22 protein-coding genes are annotated in these 22,306 nt (G+C 62.7%); 10 read left to right on the top strand and 12 right to left on the bottom strand.

The genetic code is table 11. The features are described 5' to 3' along the window. The first annotated feature begins 20 nt into the window (after window positions 1–20). The 3 genes from ACYG9R_RS15470 (at window position 21) to ACYG9R_RS15460 (ending at window position 3,624) form a co-directional block, all read left to right on the top strand. Window positions 21–1,544: a sugar ABC transporter ATP-binding protein gene (locus ACYG9R_RS15470; protein ID WP_031199661.1), complete on the top strand. Its 1,524-nt coding sequence runs from the start codon at window positions 21–23 to the stop codon at window positions 1,542–1,544. A gap of 23 nt (window positions 1,545–1,567) precedes the next feature. Then, window positions 1,568–2,533 (top strand): ABC transporter permease, encoded by a 966-nt coding sequence (locus ACYG9R_RS15465; protein WP_023683015.1) that lies wholly within the window; start codon window positions 1,568–1,570, stop codon window positions 2,531–2,533. A gap of 74 nt (window positions 2,534–2,607) precedes the next feature. Then, complete coding sequence (locus ACYG9R_RS15460; protein ID WP_023683014.1) at window positions 2,608–3,624, top strand: zinc-binding alcohol dehydrogenase family protein; 1,017 nt, start codon at window positions 2,608–2,610, stop codon at window positions 3,622–3,624. Window positions 3,625–3,912: 288 nt separating this feature from the next. On the opposite strand, the gene ACYG9R_RS15455 is transcribed toward ACYG9R_RS15460, so the two are convergent. The 3 genes from ACYG9R_RS15455 to ACYG9R_RS15445 form a co-directional block, all read right to left on the bottom strand. Beyond that, window positions 3,913–4,764 (bottom strand): sugar phosphate isomerase/epimerase family protein, encoded by an 852-nt coding sequence (locus ACYG9R_RS15455; protein WP_023683013.1) that lies wholly within the window; start codon window positions 4,762–4,764, stop codon window positions 3,913–3,915. A 125-nt stretch (window positions 4,765–4,889) separates the two neighbouring features. Further along, the gene (locus ACYG9R_RS15450; protein WP_023683012.1) at window positions 4,890–6,077 is read right to left on the bottom strand and encodes a Gfo/Idh/MocA family protein; all 1,188 of its coding nucleotides are present in this window, start codon (window positions 6,075–6,077) and stop codon (window positions 4,890–4,892) included. An 18-nt stretch (window positions 6,078–6,095) separates the two neighbouring features. After that, window positions 6,096–7,151 carry a sugar phosphate isomerase/epimerase family protein gene (locus ACYG9R_RS15445; RefSeq protein ID WP_023683011.1) on the bottom strand — a complete coding sequence of 352 codons (1,056 nt, stop codon included), beginning with the start codon at window positions 7,149–7,151 and terminating at the stop codon, window positions 6,096–6,098. Between the two features lie 398 nt (window positions 7,152–7,549). Between ACYG9R_RS15445 and ACYG9R_RS15440 the strand changes: the two genes are divergently transcribed. From ACYG9R_RS15440 to ACYG9R_RS15420, 5 genes are all read left to right on the top strand, one after another. Continuing rightward, on the top strand, window positions 7,550–8,437 hold the full coding sequence (locus ACYG9R_RS15440) for a sugar phosphate isomerase/epimerase family protein (protein WP_023683010.1): 888 nt from the start codon (window positions 7,550–7,552) through the stop codon (window positions 8,435–8,437). Between the two features lie 9 nt (window positions 8,438–8,446). Continuing rightward, on the top strand, window positions 8,447–9,616 hold the full coding sequence (locus ACYG9R_RS15435) for a mandelate racemase/muconate lactonizing enzyme family protein (protein ID WP_023683009.1): 1,170 nt from the start codon (window positions 8,447–8,449) through the stop codon (window positions 9,614–9,616). A 2-nt stretch (window positions 9,617–9,618) separates the two neighbouring features. Then, the gene (locus tag ACYG9R_RS15430) at window positions 9,619–10,335 is read left to right on the top strand and encodes a FadR/GntR family transcriptional regulator (protein ID WP_023686625.1); all 717 of its coding nucleotides are present in this window, start codon (window positions 9,619–9,621) and stop codon (window positions 10,333–10,335) included. An 85-nt stretch (window positions 10,336–10,420) separates the two neighbouring features. Continuing rightward, entirely contained in the window at window positions 10,421–11,401 is a 981-nt protein-coding gene (locus ACYG9R_RS15425; RefSeq protein ID WP_023824649.1) for a hydroxyacid dehydrogenase, read from the top strand. A 3-nt stretch (window positions 11,402–11,404) separates the two neighbouring features. After that, the gene (locus ACYG9R_RS15420; protein WP_023824650.1) at window positions 11,405–11,785 is read left to right on the top strand and encodes a hypothetical protein; all 381 of its coding nucleotides are present in this window, start codon (window positions 11,405–11,407) and stop codon (window positions 11,783–11,785) included. 8 nt (window positions 11,786–11,793) lie between these two features. Here ACYG9R_RS15420 and ACYG9R_RS15415 read toward each other — a convergent pair whose 3' ends face one another. Next, complete coding sequence (locus tag ACYG9R_RS15415) at window positions 11,794–13,101, bottom strand: amidase (protein WP_023824651.1); 1,308 nt, start codon at window positions 13,099–13,101, stop codon at window positions 11,794–11,796. Window positions 13,102–13,217: 116 nt separating this feature from the next. Here ACYG9R_RS15415 and ACYG9R_RS15410 point away from each other — a divergent pair, with 116 nt between their 5' ends. Further along, window positions 13,218–13,565 carry a GFA family protein gene (locus ACYG9R_RS15410; protein ID WP_023669842.1) on the top strand — a complete coding sequence of 116 codons (348 nt, stop codon included), beginning with the start codon at window positions 13,218–13,220 and terminating at the stop codon, window positions 13,563–13,565. Window positions 13,566–13,782: 217 nt separating this feature from the next. Further along, on the top strand, window positions 13,783–14,193 hold the full coding sequence (locus ACYG9R_RS15405; protein ID WP_027048960.1) for a DUF4437 domain-containing protein: 411 nt from the start codon (window positions 13,783–13,785) through the stop codon (window positions 14,191–14,193). Window positions 14,194–14,220: 27 nt separating this feature from the next. Here ACYG9R_RS15405 and ACYG9R_RS15400 read toward each other — a convergent pair whose 3' ends face one another. The 8 genes from ACYG9R_RS15400 to ACYG9R_RS15365 form a co-directional block, all read right to left on the bottom strand. Then, window positions 14,221–15,012 (bottom strand): ABC transporter ATP-binding protein, encoded by a 792-nt coding sequence (locus ACYG9R_RS15400; RefSeq protein WP_348524262.1) that lies wholly within the window; start codon window positions 15,010–15,012, stop codon window positions 14,221–14,223. A gap of 80 nt (window positions 15,013–15,092) precedes the next feature. Continuing rightward, a complete protein-coding gene (locus ACYG9R_RS15395; protein ID WP_023728570.1) occupies window positions 15,093–15,533 on the bottom strand; it encodes a hypothetical protein in 441 nt (146 codons plus the stop codon). Then, window positions 15,530–16,618, bottom strand: coding sequence for an ABC transporter ATP-binding protein (locus ACYG9R_RS15390; RefSeq protein ID WP_023733630.1), 1,089 nt, complete (start codon window positions 16,616–16,618; stop codon window positions 15,530–15,532). The genes ACYG9R_RS15395 and ACYG9R_RS15390 overlap by 4 nt, the downstream gene beginning before the upstream one ends. A 1-nt stretch (window position 16,619) precedes the next feature. Beyond that, entirely contained in the window at window positions 16,620–17,558 is a 939-nt protein-coding gene (locus ACYG9R_RS15385) for a carbohydrate ABC transporter permease (RefSeq protein WP_023728572.1), read from the bottom strand. A 3-nt stretch (window positions 17,559–17,561) separates the two neighbouring features. Beyond that, window positions 17,562–18,623: a carbohydrate ABC transporter permease gene (locus ACYG9R_RS15380; protein ID WP_023835039.1), complete on the bottom strand. Its 1,062-nt coding sequence runs from the start codon at window positions 18,621–18,623 to the stop codon at window positions 17,562–17,564. A gap of 80 nt (window positions 18,624–18,703) precedes the next feature. Beyond that, entirely contained in the window at window positions 18,704–20,137 is a 1,434-nt protein-coding gene (locus ACYG9R_RS15375; RefSeq protein WP_023728574.1) for an ABC transporter substrate-binding protein, read from the bottom strand. A 46-nt stretch (window positions 20,138–20,183) separates the two neighbouring features. After that, window positions 20,184–21,296, bottom strand: a complete 1,113-nt coding sequence (locus ACYG9R_RS15370; protein WP_027048959.1) for an ABC transporter ATP-binding protein — start codon at window positions 21,294–21,296, stop codon at window positions 20,184–20,186. Between the two features lie 302 nt (window positions 21,297–21,598). Then, a complete protein-coding gene (locus tag ACYG9R_RS15365; protein ID WP_023704248.1) occupies window positions 21,599–22,282 on the bottom strand; it encodes a TetR/AcrR family transcriptional regulator in 684 nt (227 codons plus the stop codon). Between the last annotated feature and the right edge of the window lie 24 nt (window positions 22,283–22,306).

Below are 22,306 nucleotides of genomic sequence, written 5' to 3'. Positions count from 1 at the left end.
GCCAATCTGGGAGGATTGTCATGACGCCCACGGCGCAGGAACTGCACCCGGCCCCAACGCTAGCGCCCGGCAGGACGATCCTCGAACTGCACGGGCTGGAAAAACGCTATCCCGGCACGCATGCGCTGAAGCCCGTTCACCTTGCCTTCAAGGCAGGTGAGATCCACGCCATCGTCGGCGAGAACGGCGCCGGCAAATCCACCCTGATCAAGCTTCTGACCGGCGTCATGCCGCGCACCTCCGGCGATGTCATCTGGGAGGGCAAACCGGCAGCGCTGGCAACCCCGCACGAGGCGATGGCGCTGGGCATCAACGCCGTGCATCAGGAGGTCGTGCTCTGTCGCCATCTCACCGTCGCCGCCAACATGTTCCTCGGCGAGGAGAACTCGCGCTTCGGCATCCTGCAGCAGCGCGCCATGGTCAAGGAAGCGCAGAGGATCATCGACGGTCTCGGCTTCGATCTGCCGGCGCATGTCATGCTGGGTGACCTCACCATCGGCCAGCAGCAGCTGATCGCCGCCGCCCGCGCCACCGTGCGCGGCACCAAGTTCCTGATTTTCGACGAGCCGACCGCCTATCTCACCCGCAAGGAAGCCGACCAGCTGTTCACGCTGATCCGCAGGCTCAAGGGCGAAGGCGTCACCATCATCTACATCAGCCATCGCATGGAAGAGGTGTTCGAACTCGCCGATCGCGTCTCGGTGCTGCGCGACGGCACGCTGGTCGGCACCCGCAACATTGCCGAGACCAATGACGCCGAGCTGGTCAAGATGATGATCAATCGCTCGATCGAGCAAGTCTACCACAAGGAGCATTTCACCCCCGGTGCCGTGATCGTTGAAGCGAAAAACCTGTCGGGCAAGGGCTTCGAAGACGTCTCGATGACAGTGCGTGCCGGCGAGATCGTCGGGCTCTATGGCCTGATCGGCGCCGGCCGCAGCGAGTTTGTCACCACGCTTTATGGCCGCCACAAGAAGTCGGCCGGCCAGATCCGCTGGCAAGGCAAACCGGTGCTGATCAATTCCGAGCACGACGCGATCAAGCTCGGCATGGCGCTGGCGCCGGAAAGCCGCCGCGACCAGGGCCTGTGCCTGAACCTGCCGGTCGGCCTCAACCTCAACCTGCCGATCTACAAGCGCATCTCCAACAACCTGCTGATTTCGAACACGAAGGAAAAGGCTGAAGCCGATCGCCAGATCGCCGGCCTCCGCATCAAAACGCAAACACGCGGCGCCCTGGCCTCCAGCCTGTCCGGCGGCAACCAGCAGAAGATCGTCATCGGCAAATGGCTGGCGCACGGCGCTAAGCTGTTCATCTTCGACGAGCCTACGGTCGGCGTCGATGTCGGTACCAAGGCCGAGATCTACCGCCTGTTCGGGGAACTGTTGTCCAAGGGCGCCGGCATCATCCTGATCTCGTCCTATCTGCCCGAGGTTTATGAGCTCGCCGATACGCTGCACGTGTTCCGGCGCGGCAAACTGGTCGCCAGCCATGGCTTTCGCGCCGCCAGCCACGAAGACGTGCTGACGCAGGCGATCGGCTGACAAAACAAGAAACGGGAGGAACCATGAGCATCGAAACCGTCGCGATCGAAAAACCGAAACGGAACTACAACGTCCTGTTCGGGCTGACGCTTCTGGCGTTGCTGGTTCTGCTCTGGATCGTGCTGTCGGTGGCGACGCCGAGCTTCGCCTCCTCCAACAACATCGCCAATCTTTTGCGGCAGGGCTCGATGATCGCCATCATGGCGGTCGGCCAGACCTTCGTCATCATCACCGGCGGCATTGACCTCTCGGTCGGCGCCGTGGTCGGCTTCGCCACCGTCATTGTCGCCATGATGATTAATGCCGGCTTCCCGATCTGGGTCGCCATTCTGGTGACGCTGCTGGTCGGTGTTGCCATCGGCCTGTTCCATGGCTTCGGCATCGTCAAGATGGGCCTGCCGCCCTTCATCATCACGCTGGCGACGCTGACCTCGTTGCGCGGCATCGGCCTGTTGATGACCAACGGCAACTCGATCAACATCAACAGCGACAGCTTCACCGCGTTCTCGCGCAGTTCCTTTGTCGGCATCCCCAATCTGTTCTGGATGGTGATCCTGGTCGGTATCCCGGCCTACATCTTCCTGCACCACAGCCGCTGGGGCCGCTATCTCTTCTCTGTGGGATCCAATGCCGAGGCCTCGCGCCTCTCGGGCGTCAATGTCCAGCGCACCATCTACATGGCCTACACGCTGTCGGGCCTATGCGCGGCCTTCGTCGGCGTGCTGCTGGCGGCGCGCATCGGCATCGGCAACCCGACCCAGGCCGAAGGTTGGGAGTTGCAGGCGATCGCCTCATCGGTGATCGGCGGCACCTCGCTGTTCGGCGCCGTCGGCTCGGTGCATGGCCCACTGCTCGGCGCCTTCATCCTGGCCACCATCAACAACGGCGCCAATCTGCTCAACGTCAACTCGTTCTGGCAGCGCATCATCACCGGCGCGCTGATCATAATCATCGTCTATTTCGACGGGCTGCGCCGTCGCGGCAAGTAATTCTCCCTGACCTTCTGCGCCGGCCTGCTTAACAACGGACCGGCGCCTTTTTTGAGAAACACTGGAATTGCCGAATGAAAGCTGTTGTCTGCCGCTCGCCCGGCGAGCTTGTCCTGGAAGACCGGCCGGCGCCAGGAGCGCCGCCTGCCGGCTGGGCGCTGGTCGCCGTCAGCCATGTCGGCATCTGCGGCACCGACTACCACATCTTCGAAGGCAAGCACCCGTTCCTTGCCTATCCCCGCATCATGGGCCATGAAGTGTCGGGCACCGTCGTCGAGACCGGCGAAGATGTCGACCTTGCCGTGGGCGAGCCCGTCATCATCAATCCCTATCTCGCTTGCGGAAAATGCATCGCCTGCCGGCACGGCAAGCCGAATTGCTGCGTCAGGATCGAAGTGCTTGGCGTCCATCGCGACGGCGCCATGGCCGAGCAGATCCTGGTGCCGGCGCAGAATCTTTATCCGGCAAACGGCTTGTCGCTGGCCGATGCGGCGGCGGTGGAATTCCTCGCCATCGGCGCGCATGGCGTGCGGCGCGCTCGCGCCGAACCAGGCGCCCGCACGCTGGTCATCGGCGCCGGGCCGATCGGCCTTGGCGCAGCGCTGTTTGCGCGCATCGCCGGGCTCGATGTCAGCCTGCTCGACATGAGCACGGAGCGGCTGGATTTTGCAAAAGGCGAACTCGGCTTCGCCACGCTCGACGGCTCACAAAAAGCGGCAGCCGAACTGGTGCGCGAGGCAACCGGCGGCGAAGGGTTCGACATCGTCTTCGACGCCACCGGCAACACCGCCTCGGTGCAGTCGGCCTTCGCCCATGTCGCGCATGGCGGCACGCTCGTGCTGGTCAGCGTCGTCAAGGATGACATCGTCTTTTCCGACCCGGAATTCCACAAGCGCGAAATGACATTGATCGGCAGCCGCAACGCGCTGAAAGTCGATTTCGACCACGTCGCCGCCTCGATCCGCAACGGCGCCGTGCCGCTGGCAAAACTCGTCACCCACCGCACCACGCTGGCCGGCACGCCGGATGATCTCACCCGCTGGGCGCATGAGAAATCGGGGTTGATCAAGGCTGTGATCGAGGTGGGGTAAGACATCCGAAAAATTTGGTGGAGCGATAAGTGCCGAGTTAAGGCAGATCGCATACCTCGGCGATTTGCGAAAAGGCCCGTCGCTTCCTCATCCACGGGCGGAGCAAGGAGCGAAGCGACGCGGCGCAGACCCGAGGTTTCATTCGGTGACGTCTGCGCTAGAATCCAGCGGTGCAAAAAGAGGCGTCCATTCGCATCTCCTACCTGCACCGCTGCGGCGCGCGACAGTCGCGGCATGGGTCCTCGAGTCTCCGCGTCCGCTGCGCCCGTGGATGAGGGAAGTGAGCGGCTAAGCCGCCCGCTTCCACCCATCCCTGATATGCCTGTATCCCTCGCGATAAACTGCCTCCGGCGTCTCGGAAAAATCCCGCCACACCTTGGTCGCCGCCGCCAGATCCTTCAGCGACCTGCCAAACGCCTCGATCGTCAGCCAGTCGTCATAGCCGCTCTTGCGGATGGCCGCGAAAGTCTCTTTCCACGGAATGTTCCCGCGCCCCGGCACGCCGCGATCGTTCTCCGAAATGTGGATGTGCACGACATTCCGCCGGTGCTTCATGTAGGCGCCGATCGGGTCGGCTTCCTCGATATTGGCGTGGAAGGTGTCGTACATCGCCTTGATGTGCGGCCGGTCGATGGCATCGACGTGCTCGGACAGATCGGCCATCGTGTTCAGCAGATAGCACTCGAAACGGTTGAGCGCCTCCAACCCGATGGTAACGTTCCGCTTGCCGGCATGATCGCCAATGGCGCGTTGCGAGGCGATCGAGCGCTTCTTCTCGGCAGCGGTCGGCCCGCTGCCGGAGAAGGCGCCGAGCGTCGAATGCAGCGGCCCGCTCAGCGTACTCGCGCCGAGCGCCTGGGCGCAATCGATCGCCCATTTCATGTAGCCGATGCCGGCCTTGCGGGTCGCGGCATCCGGCGAAATCAGATTCATCGCCGGGTCGCCCATCGCCGTAACAGCCGTGCGCTCCAACCCGATGCGGTCGAGCAAATCGCCAAGGTTCTTGTAGTCCTCTGGCGTGCCTGAGAAGATCGGTATCTCGACGCCGTCGAAGCCGGTCGCCTTGATGTCGCGCAGCAACGGCTCGTGTTTCTTAGACACGGAAGTCGTCCACAAAAACATGCACATGCCGATTTTCATCGACAGCCCCTCCCCGTTTGACGGCGCGCGCTGGTTTCTTTCGCACCTCGCACCATGCGCCCTCATTCGGCCGCTTCGCGGCCACCTTCTCCCCGAAGGGAGAAGAGACTTGGCGCCGGCGCTCCCTAAAGTTTCGTCCACGCCCCGTTCTTCTTCGATGACTTCACGCAGGCCTCGATGAACGCCATACCTTCGACGCCGTCCTGGATGGTCGGGAACACCACGTCCTTGCCCGGCTTGCCGCCCTTCTTGCGTGCCGCGCGGATCGCCCGCGCCGCCTCCTGGTAGATGTTGGCGAAGCCTTCGAGATAGCCTTCCGGATGGCCAGACGGAACGCGGCTGACGCGTCCCGCAACTGGCAGCGCGCCGGCGCCGTTGCGGGTGAGCAGCTGCTTGGGCTGGCCAAACGGCGTGTACCAGAGATAGTTCGGATCGGCCTGCACCCATTCCAGCCCGCCTTTAGAGCCATAGATGCGCAGCTTCAGCCCGTTCTCGTGGCCCGGCGCCACCTGGCTCGCCCAGATCATGCCCTTGGCCGGATGCACCTTGCCGACCGGCTTGAAGCGCAGCATGACATTGACATTGTCGTCGAGCAGTCGCCCCGGCACGAAAGCGTCGAGATCGGCCGACAGGGAATCGAGCTCCAGACCCGAGACGAAGCGCGCCAGATTGTAGGCATGCGTGCCGATGTCGCCGAGCGCGCCGCCCGCGCCCGCCTGCTTGGGGTCGGAGCGCCACGCCGCCTGCTTCTGGCCGGTGGCGGCAAGATCCTCGGTCAGCCAGTCCTGCGGGTACTCGGACTGAACGATGCGGATGTCGCCAAGCTGCCCCTTGGCCACCATCTCGCGCGCCTGCCGGATCATCGGATAGGCAGTGTAATTGTGCGTCAGCACGAACACCTTGCCGGTCTTTTCAACCACGGCCGCGAGCTTCTTGGCCTCGGCCAAAGTCGTCGCCAGCGGCTTGTCGCAGATGACGTGGATGCCCGCCTCGAGGAAGACCTTGGCCGCCGGCACGTGCACATTGTTGGGGGTGACGATCGCCACCGCCTCGATGCCGTCCGGGCGCTTGGCCTCGGCCTTGGCCATCTCGGCATAGGAGGCGTAGCTGCGCGCCGGGTCGAGACCGAGTTCGGCGGCGGAAGCCTTGGCGCGCTCGGGATTGGCCGACAGGGCGCCGGCCACCAGCACGAAGTCATTGTCCATGCGCGCCGCGATCCGGTGCACCGCGCCGATGAAGGCGCCTTGGCCGCCGCCGACCATACCATAGCGGATCGGGCCGCCCCCCGCTTCCGACTTCGATGCGCCGACCATGTCTTTCTCCTGCTTGTGTCAAATACCCATCATGGCGCGCAGCATCTTCTTGTCGGTGGTGCCGCCGGCGAAATCATCAAAGGCCTTTTCCGTCACCCGGATAATGTGGTGCTGGATGAAGGGCGCGCCTTCGGCCGCGCCGTCCTCCGGATGCTTGAGGCAACACTCCCATTCCAGCACCGCCCAGGAATCGTAGCCATACTGGGTAAGCTTGGAGAAGATGCCGCCGAAATCGACCTGCCCGTCGCCAAGCGAGCGGAAGCGGCCGGCGCGATTGGTCCAGCTCTGATAGCCGGAATAGACGCCTTGCCGCCCCGTCGGATTGAACTCGGCATCCTTGGCATGGAAGGCCTTGATCCGCTCGTGATAGATGTCGATGAATTCGAGATAGTCGAGCTGCTGCAAAAGGAAATGCGACGGGTCGTAGTTGATGTTGCAGCGCTTGTGACCGCCAACCGCATCTAGGAACATCTCGAAGGTTGCGCCGTCGAAGATGTCCTCGCCGGGATGGATCTCATAGCCGACGTCGACGCCGTTCTCGTCATAGACGTCGAGGATCGGCTTCCAGCGCTTGCCGAGTTCGGCAAAGGCCTCCTCGATCAGCCCGGCCGGCCGCTGTGGCCAGGGATAGAGATACGGGAAGGCCAGAGCGCCGGAAAACGTCACCGAGGTTTTCAGGCCAAGATTCTTCGAGGCCTTGGCGCCGAACTCCATCTGTTCGACCGCCCATTTCTGCCTGGCCTTGGGGTTGTTGTGCACCGCAGGCGGTGCAAAGCCGTCGAACTGGGCATCATAGGCCGGGTGCACCGCCACCAGCTGCCCTTGAAGATGCGTCGACAGCTCGGTGATCTCGACGCCGGCATCAGTGCAGACGCCTTTCACCTCGTCGCAATAGGTCTTGGAAGACGCCGCCTTCTTGAGGTCGAACAGGCGTGCATCCCAGGTCGGGATCTGCACGCCCTTGTAACCGAGACCGGCCGCCCATTTGGTGATCGAGGCCAGCGAATTGAACGGCGCGGTATCCCCCGCGAACTGCGCCAGAAACAGCCCCGGACCCTTCATTGTCGACGGCATCGGCATCCTCCCAATTCATTTTTCCAAGGACCAAGCATAGCGCCTGATGAAAGCAGGGCCAGCCTCTTTGGTCTCTTGTGATGTGCATTCTCGTATGGCATTCTGGTATTACCAAATACCGGAAATGGGTCAAGCCATTTGACTCACGCGCAAAGCTGCCGGGGCATTCCATTTTTGGCGATATATACCAGCATAATCAATACGGTACACAGATGCCGATATCGCATCGCGGCGGTTCTTGCCGCGCGACAAAAATTGCTGTAGACCTCCATTAGGGCCCAATTGGTCGAACCAGTTGCGCAAAAACGCTGGAGCGCCTTGGGGAGGAAACACGCGACGCGCCTTGTGGGGCGCATCGCAGGCGAACTGGCACAGACGAATTCTGGGAAGGATAGACCATGCATCTTTCGACGCACAACTGGATGCGCGCGGAACCGTTGGAGGTGACGCTGAAGCGCATCAAGAAATTCGGCTACGAGTCGATCGAGATTTCCGGCGAGCCCGAGCAATACAAGACCAAGGAGACCCGCGCGCTGCTGAAAGAATACGGCATCCGCTGCTGGGGGTCGGTGACGCTGATGCTGGGCGAACGCAACCTTGCCGCCAGGGACCAGGGCCAGCGCGAACGCTCGGTGCAGTACGTCAAGGACGTGCTGACCATGGTCAGCGAACTTGATGGCGAGATCATAACGCTGGTGCCCGCGACCGTCGGCAAAGTGGTGCCGGACGGCACCGAGGAAGAGGAATGGAAGTGGGTGGTCGACGCCACCCGCGAATGCTTCACCCATGCCAGGAAGGTCGGCGTCAAGATCGCGGTCGAGCCGCTCAACCGCTTCGAGACCTATCTGTTCAACCGCGGCGCGCAGGCGTTGGCCCTGGCCGATGCGGTCAGCCCCGAATGCGGCGTCTGCCTCGACGCCTATCACATCCATATGGAAGAATTTAACGTCCATGACGCGATCCGTCAGGTCGGCAAACGGCTGTTCGACTTCCACGTCGCCGACAACAACCGCTTTGCCGCCGGCCTTGGCCAGATTGATTGGCCACGGATCGTGCAGACGCTGAAGGAAGTCGGCTATGACGGCGCGCTGACGAACGAATTTGTCGCGCCAGTCGACCGCACACCCGCCGCGCCCTATCCCGACATGGTCGAGCGCAATCCGGTCGACATTTCTCCCGAACAGCTGAAGTTCATCCAGGATCACGGCTCCAGCGTGCTGACGGAGAAATTCTACACCGACCAGATGCGCATCACGGCCGAAACGCTGCTGCCGCTAATCAAGTAGCCGATCGGGATGCGCATCAAAACGGTCCAGGCGTGGTGGGTCCGCGTGCCGATTGAGGCCGCGAAGCAGCATCGCAGCGACTTTGGCCAGGTGACGACGTTCGACGCCGCCATCCTGCGCATTGAGACTGACGACGGGCTGATCGGCTGGGGCGAGGGCAAGAACGCCGCCGGCAGCGCCGGCAGCTATGGTGCGCTGGTCTACATGCTGAATCACGAGGTCGGGCCGCAGCTGATCGGCCGCGACCCCGCCGACATCGGCATGATCTGGGAGATGCTCTACAACGGCGTGCGCCATGACAGTGCCGCGCGCGCCGGCCATGCCATGCCGCAGCTGGCGCGGCGCGGCATGAGCATTGCGGCAATCAGCGCCGTCGATATCGCGCTCTGGGATATTCTGGGCAAGTCGTTGGGACAGCCGGTGTGGCGGCTCATCGGCGGCCGCAAGCTCGACCGCATGCCGGCCTACGCCTCCGGCGGCTGGGCTGCCGCCGACGCTATCGGCGAGCAGCTCAAATCCTACATCGCCAAAGGCGGCTTCAAGGCGCTGAAGATGCGCGTCGGCGCCATGGACGGCGCCCCGCACATTTCCGCCGCCCGCGTCCGCGCCGCACGGCAGGCGCTCGGTCCTGACGTCGAGTTGATGGTCGACGCGCACGGCACCTATACGGTGGCCGAGGCCAAGCGCTTCATCAGCCTGGCCAGCGATCTCGACCTCGCCTGGTTCGAGGAGCCTGTTATCGCCGACGACAAGGCTGGTATGGCCGAGGTGCGCGCCTCGGGTTCGATCCCGATCGCCACCGGCGAAAGCGAAGCGACGCGCTACGCCTTCCGCGATCTCGCGGTGCTGAAATCCGCCGACATCTTCCAGCCGGATCCGGCCTTTTGCGGCGGTATCAGCGAGGCGATGAAGATCGGCACCATCGCCAGTGCCTTCAATCTGCGCTTTGCCCCGCATCTGTGGGCCGGCGCGCCATGCTTCTTCGCCGGCCTGCATGTTTGTGCGGCCTCGCCTGCCAGTTTTACCGTCGAATATTCGCTCGGCGCCAACCCGATGATCCACGATCTTATCGAAGAGACTGTCGAAGCAAGGGACGGTATGATAGCGATCCCTGAAAAGCCGGGTCTGGGATTCACCATTTCGGAGCGGTTCCTGGAGGCGCACGCGCAACGCGGTTGACGATGAAAGAAAAGAACCTTCTCGCCGAGCTCGCCGCCTATCTCTTCGCCCATTCGGACAAGGAGACCGGCCGCACGCCTTCGGAGCGCGAACTGGCGGAGCATTTCGTCGTCAGTCGCGGCCAGATCCGCGAGGCGCTGGCCATTCTGGAGGCCATGCGCATCGTCGAGCGCCGCGCCAAATCCGGCATCTATGTCGACACCAGGCAGGCCAGTGTCGAGGCGCTGGCGCTGTTTGCCCGTGCCGGCCTGCCGCTCGACCCGGTGCAAATCTACGAGACCGTCGAACTGCGCAAGATCCACGAGATAAAGGCCGCCGAACTTGCCTGTTCCCGCGCCACTGAAGAGAATTTCGAACGCCTGCGGGAGATCCTGAAAGCCTCGGAGGAGTGCATCGCCGCCGGCGAAGGCCTCGCCAAGGAAGACCGCGAATTCCACCTCGAAATCGTGCGGGCGACCAAGAACGGCGTCTTCCACAATATCTGCAGTGTCTATTACCTGATGGGCGAGCAGCGGCTGCCGATCTACTTCAACGATCCCGAGCGCTCAGTGCGCTCGCATGCCGAGCATATCCAGATCTACGAGGCGCTGCTGCGTCGCGACGGCAATCTCGCCCAGGCGCTGATGAGCGCCCACCTGCAAGGCGCGGAAAGCTACTGGAAGGGGATCATCGAGGGCCGGGAGGCGCAAGCGCAAAGCCTGGCACTTGAGAAGGTCTAGTGCAATTCCAGGAAAGGTGTGAAACGGTTTTTCTGGGAAAAGCGCGCGGCGCTTTCCTTTGAGAATTGCGACTAGCGAGAGCCCCATGCCCAGAATCCTGTCGACGCACACGCTGCATCCGCGTGCCTCCGCAATGCTGGCGGGCGCCGGTGAACTCGTCGTCGCCTCAGCGCTTGATGCGGCAACGCTGACCGCCGAGGCGAAGCATGCCGACGTCATCATCGTTCGCGCACCGCTGCCGCCGTCGCTGTTCGAAAACGCCACGAAACTCAGAGCAGCGGTCCGCCACGGCGCCGGGCTCGACATGGTGCCGATGGAGGCCGCGGCCGCGGCCGGCGTGCTGGTCGCCAACGTGCCGGCGGTCAATGCGCGTTCGGTCGCTGAATATGTGATGTTCGCGGCCCTTGCCCTGCTTCGGCGCTTCCGTTCGGTCGACCGCGACTTGCGCGCCAAGGGCTGGAATGGCGGCCGCGACCACGCCAGCCATGCCAGCGAGCTTGCCGGCAAGACCGTCGGCATCATCGGCTTCGGCGCCATCGGTCAGGCGGTCGCCCATATCGCCGCGCACGGCTTCGGCCTCGACGTCGTGGCGACGACCCGCAGCATGCAGCCGGCACCCGACAGGATCGGCTTCCTGTCGATCGATGCGCTGATCGAACAGAGCGACATCATCGTGCTCTGCTGCCCGCTGACGCCGGAAACGCGCGGCCTGATCAGCCGCGAACGCATTGCCCGCATGAAGCCGGACGCGCTTTTGATCAACATTTCGCGCGGACCGGTGATCGACGACGAGGCGCTGATCGAGGCCTTGCGCCAAGACCGGATCGGCGGCGCCGCACTCGACGTCTTTGCCACGCAGCCGCTGCCGGCAAACCATCCCTATTTCGGTTTCGACAATGTTATCGTCACCCCGCATATGGCGGGGATTACCGAGCAATCGATGATGCGCATGGGCGTGGGCGCGGCCGGCGAGACCTTGCTGGTGCTGGCCAACCGGCTGCCTGTCAATCTGCGCAATCCCGACGTGGTCGAGCATTACCGCAGACGGTTCCCGGCGGACGCGTGAACCATGTCCGGTTTTCGCTTCGCATCTCTGGTTCTCGCAGTGTCGTCGATCGTGGCCTTACCTTCGCTCGCGGCGGCACAAAGCAGCGATTATGTCTATTGCAGCAATGGGATCGTCTGCATGATGGCGCCCTGCCCGTCAGGCAATGCGCTGGATCTGACCACCGGCAATGTCGTTAAAGGCGTGGAGCTCAACACTACGGAATTGCCGCCGCTGGACAGATCGGCACCTGACCTCTCCGACAAGCTTTATGCTGGAAAACTCGTCGTCCGAGGATCGATCCAGCATCGCGGCCAGCCGAACGATCCGCCGATGCTGGTCGTTACCAAAATCGAACGCTCCTCCTCCAAGAAAAGCGAGCGCAAGCGCTGCGCGGCACGTTGACTGCCGACCTACGGCTCGCTGCCTCGGAGCAGCCGCTCGACTTCAGCCGCGATGCGCAGCAGATGGTGGTCGTGGCCATTGCGCGCCACCAGCATCAGTCCGGCCGGCAGCGTCATGCCGGGCATCGGCAGCGAGATCGCGCAGAGGTCGAACTGGTTGGCGACCTGGGTATTGCGCAGCAGCAGACCTTCGGTGCGTTCACGCAGAGCCGTATCCTCGGCCATCGAAACGATAGTCGGCGCTGTCACCGGCGTGGTCGGCAGAGCTAGCACATCGACCGAACCCAACCGCTCGTCCATGGCTATGCACAGTGCCGCGCGACGACGCATTGCCCTGATATAAACCGGCGTCGGTATGGCCGCCGCCCGCGACAGCGGCCCGCTGACATGGGGATCGACCGGCACCGATGCGCCCGTCGCCAGCCAGTCGGCATGGATTTCAGAACCTTCCATGGCCGCGATCGAGCCGCGTTTGGTGGCCAGGCGCAGATCGGCAATGAGGTCGTCGATCGAAATGTCCGTGAGCCACGCGCCTGCCTGCTCGATCCCGGCAAGGCTGCGATCGAACGCGGCGGCAATCTCCGTTTCCGTGTCTTCGAAAAGCAGGCCGCGCGGAATGCCGACACGAAGCCCGGCAAGCGCTAACGGCAGGTGCAGTTGCGGCATCTGTTCGCCCGTCATCGCGGCGTCAGCCAGGGCACACGCAGCAACACTCAGCGCCAGCGGCCCGATCGAATCCAGCGTCGCGGAAAGGGGATAGGCACCAGTCAGCGGCACGCGCCGCGCCGTCGGCTTGAAACCGACGACGCCGTTCAGCGATGCCGGGATGCGCACCGAACCGCCGGTGTCGGAGCCGATGGAAATGTCGCTCGTCCCCTCGCCAACGGACACGGCGGCGCCCGACGACGAACCGCCTGGAATGCGGCTGGTGTCGGCGGCATTGCCCGGTGTGCCGTAGTGCATGTTGTCGCCGATAGCGGTGAAGGCGAATTCGGTCATGTTGGTCTTGCCGATGATGACGGCGCCGGCCTGGCGCAGACGGCTGACGACCGCAGCGTCGTGCCGACGGGGCGCGGTGTCCCTCAGCATCAGCGACCCGGCCGTGGTCGGCTCGCCGGCGACATCGAACAGATCCTTGATCGACACGATGGTGCCGTCGAGCGGCCCGAGCGATACGCCGGCCTTCTTGCGCGCATCGGTGGCCTCGGCCGCTGCGCGCGCCGCCTCGGCATAGAGTTTGGTGAACACCTTCTCGCCTGCCGCGCAACTGGCAAGACGTGACAGGATGATCTCGAGACGATCGCGGATTGATTGCATGTCGATGTCGGATTCCGTCAAGGTGGAGCGTCTTTAAGGCATATGGGCCGCTAGGTCAGCGGAAGGAATAGCCCGGACAGCGTGCCTTTGCACCTGCCAGCGATAGGAAGGGACTGATGCTGTACAAAGGCAGCTGCCACTGCGGCAAGGTTGCGTTCGAATTCAAGGCGCAGCTGACCGGCGCCGTGCGGTGCAATTGTTCGATCTGCTCGCGCAAGGGCGCGCTGTTGGCCGCCATCCCGCATGACAGCCTGACGGTGCTGGCGTGGGGCGACGATCTCGGCACCTACACATTCGGCAATCATGCAATGGCGCATCGCTTCTGCCGCACCTGCGGCATCCATCCCTTTGCCGAGGATGTCAGTCAGGGCAGCGAACGCAGCGCCTACATCAACCTCAACTGCGTCGCCGATTTCGATCCCACCGGCCTGCCGGTCTTCGACTTCGACGGCCGCGCGGTCTGACCCTACGGTGGCCTCTCACCACAAAAGCAACGCCCCGAAAACCTTGATAGTTCTCGGGCCCGCTGCTTCAGCCAAGGATGGCTATCGGCTATTCGACGCGCTTAGGGCCGCGCGCGAACACAACGATCGCCGCCAGCAAGGTCGCAGCGCCACAATAGGCGAAGGCGCTGGCCACACCGGCATTGTCGACCACCAGGCCGCCGAAGACAGCGCGTTTCTGGCGCTCGCCGTTTCTTGCGTCTTTCCCGCTCGCGCCTTTGCCCTCGAGGACAGCTATCTCCCGGCCGACAAGATCCCCTATGTCGCCGAAGTGCCAGACCAGCCGCATCGCCTTGGCCCGTTGTGGGGTGACCGGGCCAAAGGCCCGGCGGGCACCTTGCTGAAAGTTCCCGGCAACTGGCGCGCGCCGGTTCATGCGCACACCGCCGACTATCGCGCGGTGGTCATCAAGGGACTGTGGGCGCATTGGCAAATGGACGGCGGCGAAGCGACGAAGGTCGAATTGCCGCCGGGATCCTACTGGACCCAGAAGGCCAACGAGATGCACGACGACGCCTGCCTCTCAGAGACGGAGTGCGTGATCCTGCTGATCAACGATACGCCTTACGAGACCTACTTCCAGAAATAGTCAGGCGGCGCCGTCGTTCGACCGCAACTAGCTGGCGTGCCGCAAGCTCACGCCGCTGCCCTTGTCGAACAGCACCACCTTGTCCTGATTCCAGGCAAAGCGCACCGGCTGCTCGATCTGGACATCGGTTCTGGCCGGCACCGTGGCGCGCAGCGTCGTGTCGCCGACCCGCAGAGTCAGGATCTTTTCCACGCCATGGTTCTCGACATCGTGGACGCGTGCCTCGACCGGCGCACCGCTTTCAAGATACACATCCTCAGGTCGAATACCGAAGACGAGCGGGCGACCGTCGGTCGCACCGCCCGCCTTGGCACCCCCAGAGAAAGGCAGTTCGAAATTTAGCGGCGCCATCACCGCGCGGCCGTTGACCAGCTTGCCATCGATCAGGTTCATCGGCGGCGAGCCGACGAAGCTGGCCACATAGGTATCGCGCGGATTGTTATAGATCTCGTGCGGCGTGCCGGTCTGGATGATGCGGCCATGGTTGAGCACGCCCACCTTGTCGCCCATCGACATCGCCTTGATCTGGTCGTGGGTGACGAACAGGAAGGTGGCGCCAAGCTGGATCTGCAGGTTCTTCAGTTCCGTGCGCAGCGCCTCGCGCAGTTTGGCGTCGAGCGCCGACAGCGGTTCGTCCATCAGGAACACGCGCGGCTTGCGCACGATGGCGCGGCCGATCGAAACGCGCTGCATCTCGCCGCCGGACAGACGATCGGTCTTGCGGTCGAGCAGATGTTCGATCCTGAGTGTTTTGGCGGCGCGGTCGACACGATCCTTGATCTCGGCGTCGGGTCCTCCGGTCAAGCCGGAGGATGACAGCGTGAGAGTTGAGAGGGCGACGCACACCGACCGTCGCGGACGGGCGCGAGCGCGACCTGCCGGATAGCGTCAGCTGCTGATCATCGCGCTGTCTTGTTGAGAGCGGTGACGATCAGCGCGAGAATCACCGCCGCGGCGGCGATTTCCCACACGAAAGCCTGCTTGTAGAAAGGCGGCGTGGCGAGCTGCGCCTTGCCGGCGAGAGTGTTGGGGTCCGGTGGATTGAGGAAGAAGACGCCGTAGAGATGCGCCGCCGTGATCGATACCAGCAGCGCAATGCAGAAGACCAGCGCCACGACCAGCGCTACGGTCACCACACTGCGCACCTTGACGCCCGGCTGGGCCAACGGCAGCAGGTTGTTGATGAGCCCGGCAAGCACCACGAGACCGCTGCCGACCGCGTACAGGCCGATGGAAAAGGGTTGAAAGATCAGCACCAGCGCCAAGACGCCGAGGCCAATGATGAAGAGCTCGAGGCGGAACGCGCCGGCGCGGCTCATGCCGGAAGAACTGTCGCTCATGACCGCACCGCCTTTCCGGCGCCATCGAAGACATGGGTTTGCCTGGGATCGGGGCGTAGATTCAGCGCCTCGCCGACCTTGACCCACTGGCTTCTCGTCACCACGACGCGGATGTCGGCGCCTGCCGCCGTGCGGGCATGAATAAGGGTTTCGGCGCCCATGGGCTCGATGAGCTCGGCTCTGGCGGAGATGGTGCCACGGTCCCCCGTATCGGTCACGGTGAAAGCACGGGGGCGGACACCGATCGTCACCTTGCCGGGCTGCAGGCGCGCGACCGCCGCGTCCGTGCGGATCGCCAGACTAATGCCGGCAACGGTCATGTCCGCCGTGCCATCGGCGAAGGCCTTGAGGTCGGCCTCGAGAAGATTCATCTGCGGCGTGCCGATGAAGCTCGCCACGAAAGCATTGGCGGGCTTGGCAAATACCTCGTGCGGTGAGCCGACTTGCTCGATCAGGCCGTCCTTCATGATGGCGATGCGGTTGGCCATGGTGAGCGCTTCGAGCTGGTCATGGGTCACGATCACGGTCGCTTTGGAGAGGCCCTGCAGCACTTCCTTGATCTGGCCACGCATGGTTTGGCGCAGTTCGACATCGAGACGCGACAAGGGCTCGTCGAAGAGGAAGCAATTGGGGTCGCGGACGATGGCGCGGGCCATGGCGGCGCGCTGCTTTTCGCCCTCGGATATCTGGTTCGGCAGCCGGTCGAGAACGTGCTCCAAGTGAAGGATCGCGGCGACGCGGTTGACGCGGGCAGTCCGCTCAGCCCCGGAAATGCCGTCATGATAGAGCGGGAAGGCGATGTTCTCGGCGATCGATGCCGACGGGTAGAGCGCGTAGAACTGGAACACCATGGCGATGTCGCGCTTTTCGGGCGGCAGTTTGTTCATCACCTTGCCGGCGACGACGACCTCGCCGTCAGTGACGCTTTCCAGCCCGGCGATGACGCGTAAGGTCGTCGTCTTGCCACAGCCGGACGGGCCGAGAAGGCAGACGACCTCACCGGCGGCCACCGACAGGTCAACGTCCTTGACCGCGGTGAAGGAGCCGAAGCGCTTGGTGACTTTGCGGAGTTCGATGGTTGACATCTCAGCGCTTCACCGTGCCGAAGGTAACACCGCGCAACAGATGGTTTTGCAAGAAGAAGGTGACCAGGAAGACTGGGACGAGGAACAGGGTTTCGATGGCGGCAAGCAAAGTCCAGTCGGTGCCGCGTCCACCCGACGACACGGCCTGGTTCATGGCGACCGGGACCGTCCTCGTGTCAGGCCCCGAGAGCAAGAGGGCGAAGAGGAACTCGTTCCAGGTGAGGATCAGGCCGAACACGAACGTGGCGGCGAGCCCGGCAATGACCTGGGGCAGGCAAATCTTGAAGAACACCCGCATTCCGGACGATCCGTCGAGGCGGGCGGCATCCTCGACGTCTGGCGACAATTCATCGAAGAAGCTCTTCATCATCCAGATGGTGAAGGCCAAGTTGAAGGCGGTGTAGAGCATGATGATGCCGAGATACGAGCCCGACAGGCCCACTACGCGGAACATCAGGATCACCGGAATGATCACCACAATCGCCGGCAGCATGCGCGTGGTCAGGATGATGAACAGGTAGGTGTCATTGCCTTTCAGCGGATAGCGCGAGAAGCCGAAGGCCGCCAGGGTGCCGATGACCAGCGCCAGCAGCACCGAAGCCGAGGCGATGAAGATCGAGTTGAAGAAATAACGGTCGAATCCTGTCGCTTCCGGGGCACCGCCCGACGTCATCGAGCGAGAAAAGACGGACCCAAAATTTTCGAGCGTGGGCTTGAACACAAAATGATCCGGAATCAAGCCGAACAGCGACGTGGGCGACAGCGTCGGAGGCACCAGAAGCGCGTCGCCCTGCGGTTTGAAGGCGGTGAATATGATGAACAGCACCGGCAGAAAATAGATAAAGGCGACGACGGCCACGGCGAGCGTCCGCCCCCAGCCGGCCTCGTCTACTCCGCTGGCCCTGCGGAAGCCGAGCTTTCCCAATATCGATTCGGTCACGGGTTAGGCTCCCTGCGTACGGCGGTTTGCGAGGTACAGGTAGAGGTTGGTGAGAACGATCACCATGAACAGCATCAGATAGGAGATCGACGCGCCCTCACTCGTCTTGTTCTGCTCGTTGGCGATGCGGATCAAGTGATAGGAGATCGTCAGCGTGTCGTTGCCGCCCTTGGTGAGGAGGATGACGAGATCCGCCAGCTTGAATGCCTCGATGGTGCGGAAGAGAAGGGCCAACATCAGAAGGCCGCGGATGTAGGGGAAGGTGATCATCCAGAATTGCCGCCAGCTGGAAATACGGTCGATGGCAGCGGCCTCGTAAAGGTATTTCGGCACCGAGACGAGGCCCGCCAGCACAAGGAGCATGACGAAGGGCGACCACATCCATGCGTCGGCGAAAACGATTCCCGCCACGGCACCGACTTTGTTGCTCATCAGGATGAACTGGTTGCCGGAGATGGAATTGATGACGTAGCTGAGAATCCCGAATGTCGGGTCATAGTAGTAGGTGAAGAACACGCCAGAGGCGACAACCGAAAGCATCATCGGTGTCAGCACCAGGATCAACAAATACTTGCGCAGCGGAAATTGCTTGGCGAACAGGATGGCCAGCAGAAAGCCGACGATCATCTGCGCGGAGACGGTGAACACGACGAACATGGCGGTGTTGATCAGCGCGCCCCAAGTCGCGTGAGCAGCGAGATCGTTGGTAAGGATCCGGATGTAGTTCCCAAGTCCGACGAAGCGGATCGTCTGCTGGTTTGCCTGGTAGGCGAAGAACGAAAGGCCCAGCGACCACAGCAGGGGGAAGATATTCATCACAAACAGAACGGCGATTGCCGGAGCGACCAGCAAGGCGCCGAAGTAGTGGCGGCGATACGCGTTGACGGTAAATGCGGCCGCGACCAACGCCACCGCGGCGCCCACCACCCAGAAGGAGACAGCCGCAGGCAAGCCCGCCATTGATATGGCCGACACGACGACAGCGACAGCGATGGCGAGTTTCCAGTTGTGGGCAACAACCGCGGTAAGGCGTGGTGTCAGCAGCGTGCTTGAAACAGCGGTCATGGGAGTCCGAAATATGGAGCGCCTGAAGTGGCAATGACGGGGAGCGGCTTTTGCCCGCTCCCCGCAGCTATGTCGGAAGGTTACTGGATAAGACCATCGTTCTTCAGGAGGTCCTCCTGGAACTTGGCGATGTTATCCAAGGTGGTCTTGGCGTCCTGCTTGCCAGTGATGGCTAGGTCGTACTGGTCCTGCTGCTGGGTGAGCAGTTCGAAGAACTGCGGCACGTGCCACATGTCCTTCTGCCAGTCGAGCGAGTTCGCCCAGGCGCGGTCCCACGGACGATAGGTCACATACTTCGGATCGCTGTAGACCGACTTGATCGCGGACTGGCCGCCGCCGGCGGCGAACTGGTGCTGGATATCAGGCGAGAGCCACCACTTCACGAAGCCAACCGCTTCCTTGATTTGCTCAGGCGTCGTCCAGGTGGTGAGAACGAAAGGCTGTCCGCCGATCTGTGACGTACGATTCACCTTGCCGTCGGCACCGCGCAGGCCTGGCGCCAATCCGAACACCAGCTTGTCGGCAACCTTCGACGTCTTGGGATCGAGCGAGGCTTCGGCGAGACCGATCCAGTCGATGTTCATGGCCACCTTGCCTTCACGGAACAACTGGTCCGAGACGAAGATGTCCATGGTGCCGGTCTTGACCACCGGCGGCATGAACTTCAGCAATTTGAGGAAATGCTCCATGCCCTCGATGGACTTCGGGGAGTTTACGACGCCTTCGGCATGTCCGGTCGGGGCCTTGGTTTCATCCCAGATGCCGCCGCCATGCTCCCAGACGAACGTGTGGACCGAGCTCGTCGAGAAGTCGTAGCCTTTGCCTGCCTGATAGGCGATGCCATAGAAATCGTCATCCAGCACCTGGCCGGCGAGCTTGTCGCCCTTCTTGCGCTGGAAGAATTCGCCAACATGCTCGAACGTGTTCCAGTCCATGGCGTCGATTTCTTCGCCGGTGCAGGGCAGCTTCTCATTGTACTTCGCCTTGTAGGCGGCCTGCTCGTCGTTGTTGCAGAGCACGTCCTTGCGGCCGTAGGTGACCAGCACGTCCGGGAACTGCGGGAAGCCGTAGTAGTTCGGCGTGCTGTTGGGATAGGTCGAGTAGGCGTTGAGCACGGCGGGATGCATCGACTCCATCGTCGCCTTGAGTTCCGGGTCGGCATCGATGAGATCGTTGATCTTGCGGAAGTAGCCGCCTTCGACGAAGGCGCCCAGCCACTGCGAGTCCGACACGATGAAGTTGTACTTCTTTTCGCCCGAGGTCAACGAGGCGTTGACGCGGGTGTAGAAATCCGGCCACGGAATGAAGTCCACATCGAGCTTCACAGTATTGCCAGACTTCGGCTTGTACTGCTCGTCGAAGAACTTCTTCATAATGCGGGTCGGGGGCCAATCCGGCACCGCCATCGTCAACGTCACTTCTTCGGCAGAGGCATAGGTCACGCCTCCCACCAGTAGTGTGGCAGCGAAGCTTGCGGCTGTCGCTAGCCCTTTCAGTTTGGTCATCGCCGTCATTCGCGTTTCCTCCCTTGGTTAACCGGATTGCTTCTCGCCTTTCGAGTCAGGTCATTGCCTGGCCGCTCGCGGCGCGGAAGACGTGGATTTTCCTGTTATCGATGGCGATCGATGCCGAATCGCCGGTCCTGATGCTGGCGGCGATCGCTTCCGGCAGCACCATGCGCAACATCTCGCCGCCGGCCTCGACCGAGACGATCGTTATGTCGCCGAGCGGTTCGACCAGATGCACCTTCGAGGCAACCCCGGCTTCGCCCTTGGCGGCGAGCCGAATGTCGCTCGGGCGAATGCCGATCAGCGCGGCCTCGTTGGCATCGGCAGTCTTTGGCGCCGTCGCCGGAACCAGAGTCCCGAGCGGCGTGTCGAAAGATCTGGTGTCGGCGCGCACCGAGGCCGTGAACAGATTCATGTGCGGCGAGCCGATCTTGCTGGCGACATAGGTATCGATCGGCTGCTCGTAAAGCTCGTCTGGCGTGCCGATCTGGACGATGCCCCCATCGCGCATGACGGCGATCGTCTCGCCCATCGAGAGAGCCTCGATCTCGTCGGGCGTGGCATAGATCACGGTCATGCCGAACTGGCGGTGCAGCCGCTTCAGCTCGGCGCGCGTCTCGTGCCGAAGCTTGGCGTCGAGATTGGTGAGCGGCTCATCGAGCAGAAGAATCTTTGGCCGGCGGATCAGGGAGCGGCCGAGCGCGACGCGCTGCTGCTCTCCGCCGGACAGGGTTGCCGGCTTGGCCTTCAGGCGGTGTGTCAGCTTCAGGATCTCGGCGGTCTCTTTCACCCGCTTGTCAATCTCGGCGCGCGCGGCTTTCTCCTCGCGCAGCGGGTAGGCGAGATTGTCATAGACCGTGAGGTGGGGGTAAAGCGCGAAAGACTGGAAGACCATCGAGATGCCTCGGCCGGCGATCGGCGCATGGGCCATGTCGCGGCCGCCGATCTCAAGCGTGCCGGAGTCGGCCTTGACGAGGCCGGCGATAGTGCGCAGCGTCGTCGTCTTGCCAACGGAGCTCGGCCCGAAGAGTACGAAGAAGCGGCCTTCGTCGACGGCGAAGCTCAGGTCGTTGATGGCGCGCACGGATCCATAGGCCTTGCTGAGCCCATCGAGGCGCAGCGCAATCCCCTTGCCGTCACTGGCGCGAGGCGACGTCTGCGTCACGATGCGCCACCTCGTGCGGACGGAACACGCGCCATCCGTATGATTCTCCTCGTCCTGCCGAAATGGACTGCGGCTGTCATTCTCGATCCGCCTTTTCTTTCCTGATCTGGTATTACCAATTTTGGATAGCCGTCAAGCTCTTTCTTGGATCACCACCGGACCTTGTATAACCGGATTTTTCATGTATCCGACTGTTTTCCCTGAATTTTCCTACTCGTTGATATAGGAGAGCCTTGTTTCGGCACTGCCATCCCGGTTAACATCAATAGTGGGCATCCAAATCTGGTCGAACCAGATTGGCGCTATTTCGCCAATGCCGCCGTCGGGGCCGCATCGATTTCAGCCGTTGATTCCGCCACCGCGGCGCGCACAAGGGCGCCCGCCGCCCATTGCGCGACCGACCGCATGCCGCGGCTATCGAGCCCCCATATATCCTTCAGCACGATCAGCACTTCGACGCCGAACATCATCGACAGCGCCTGCGCCAGGCGCTTGAACTCGCGCGGCGGCAGCCGGCCCTTGAGCGGTGCGATGGCATCCTTCAGCAGCTGGACGCGATGTCCGCGCGTGAATTGCGGCTCGCCGCCCAGCGTGCCCGCCTGCCGCTGCGCCCATTGGTCGAGCGACAGTTTCAGCGCTGCCTTGAAAGTTGCCTCGAAAGCTTCGATGCGCGGCATGGCGGTATCGAACAATTCGGCAACGCGCCGCCCGGCATCGGTGGACGTCGATTGCCAGGTCAGGATCGGCCCAAGCCCCTCGTCAACCACCGCCTGCACCAGGGCTGCCTGGCTGGGGAAATAGCGATAGGCGGTGGCGCGCGACACTTGCGCCGCCTCCGCGACTTCGCTGACCGACGGGGTGACGCCCGCCTGCATCAGCCGCGTCGCCGTCTTCAGCATCAGCCGTTTTGTGCGGGCCCGTGGGCCGCGTTCTGCAGCCTCGTTGGCGTCGTCGTTCCCAGCGGCTTGTTGACGTGAGACTTCCATGTCAATACGATACGCGCGTCTCAA

The sequence above is a fragment of the Mesorhizobium sp. RSR565B genome (assembly GCF_054719465.1).
This window is presented reverse-complemented; position numbering and strand designations above follow the sequence as displayed.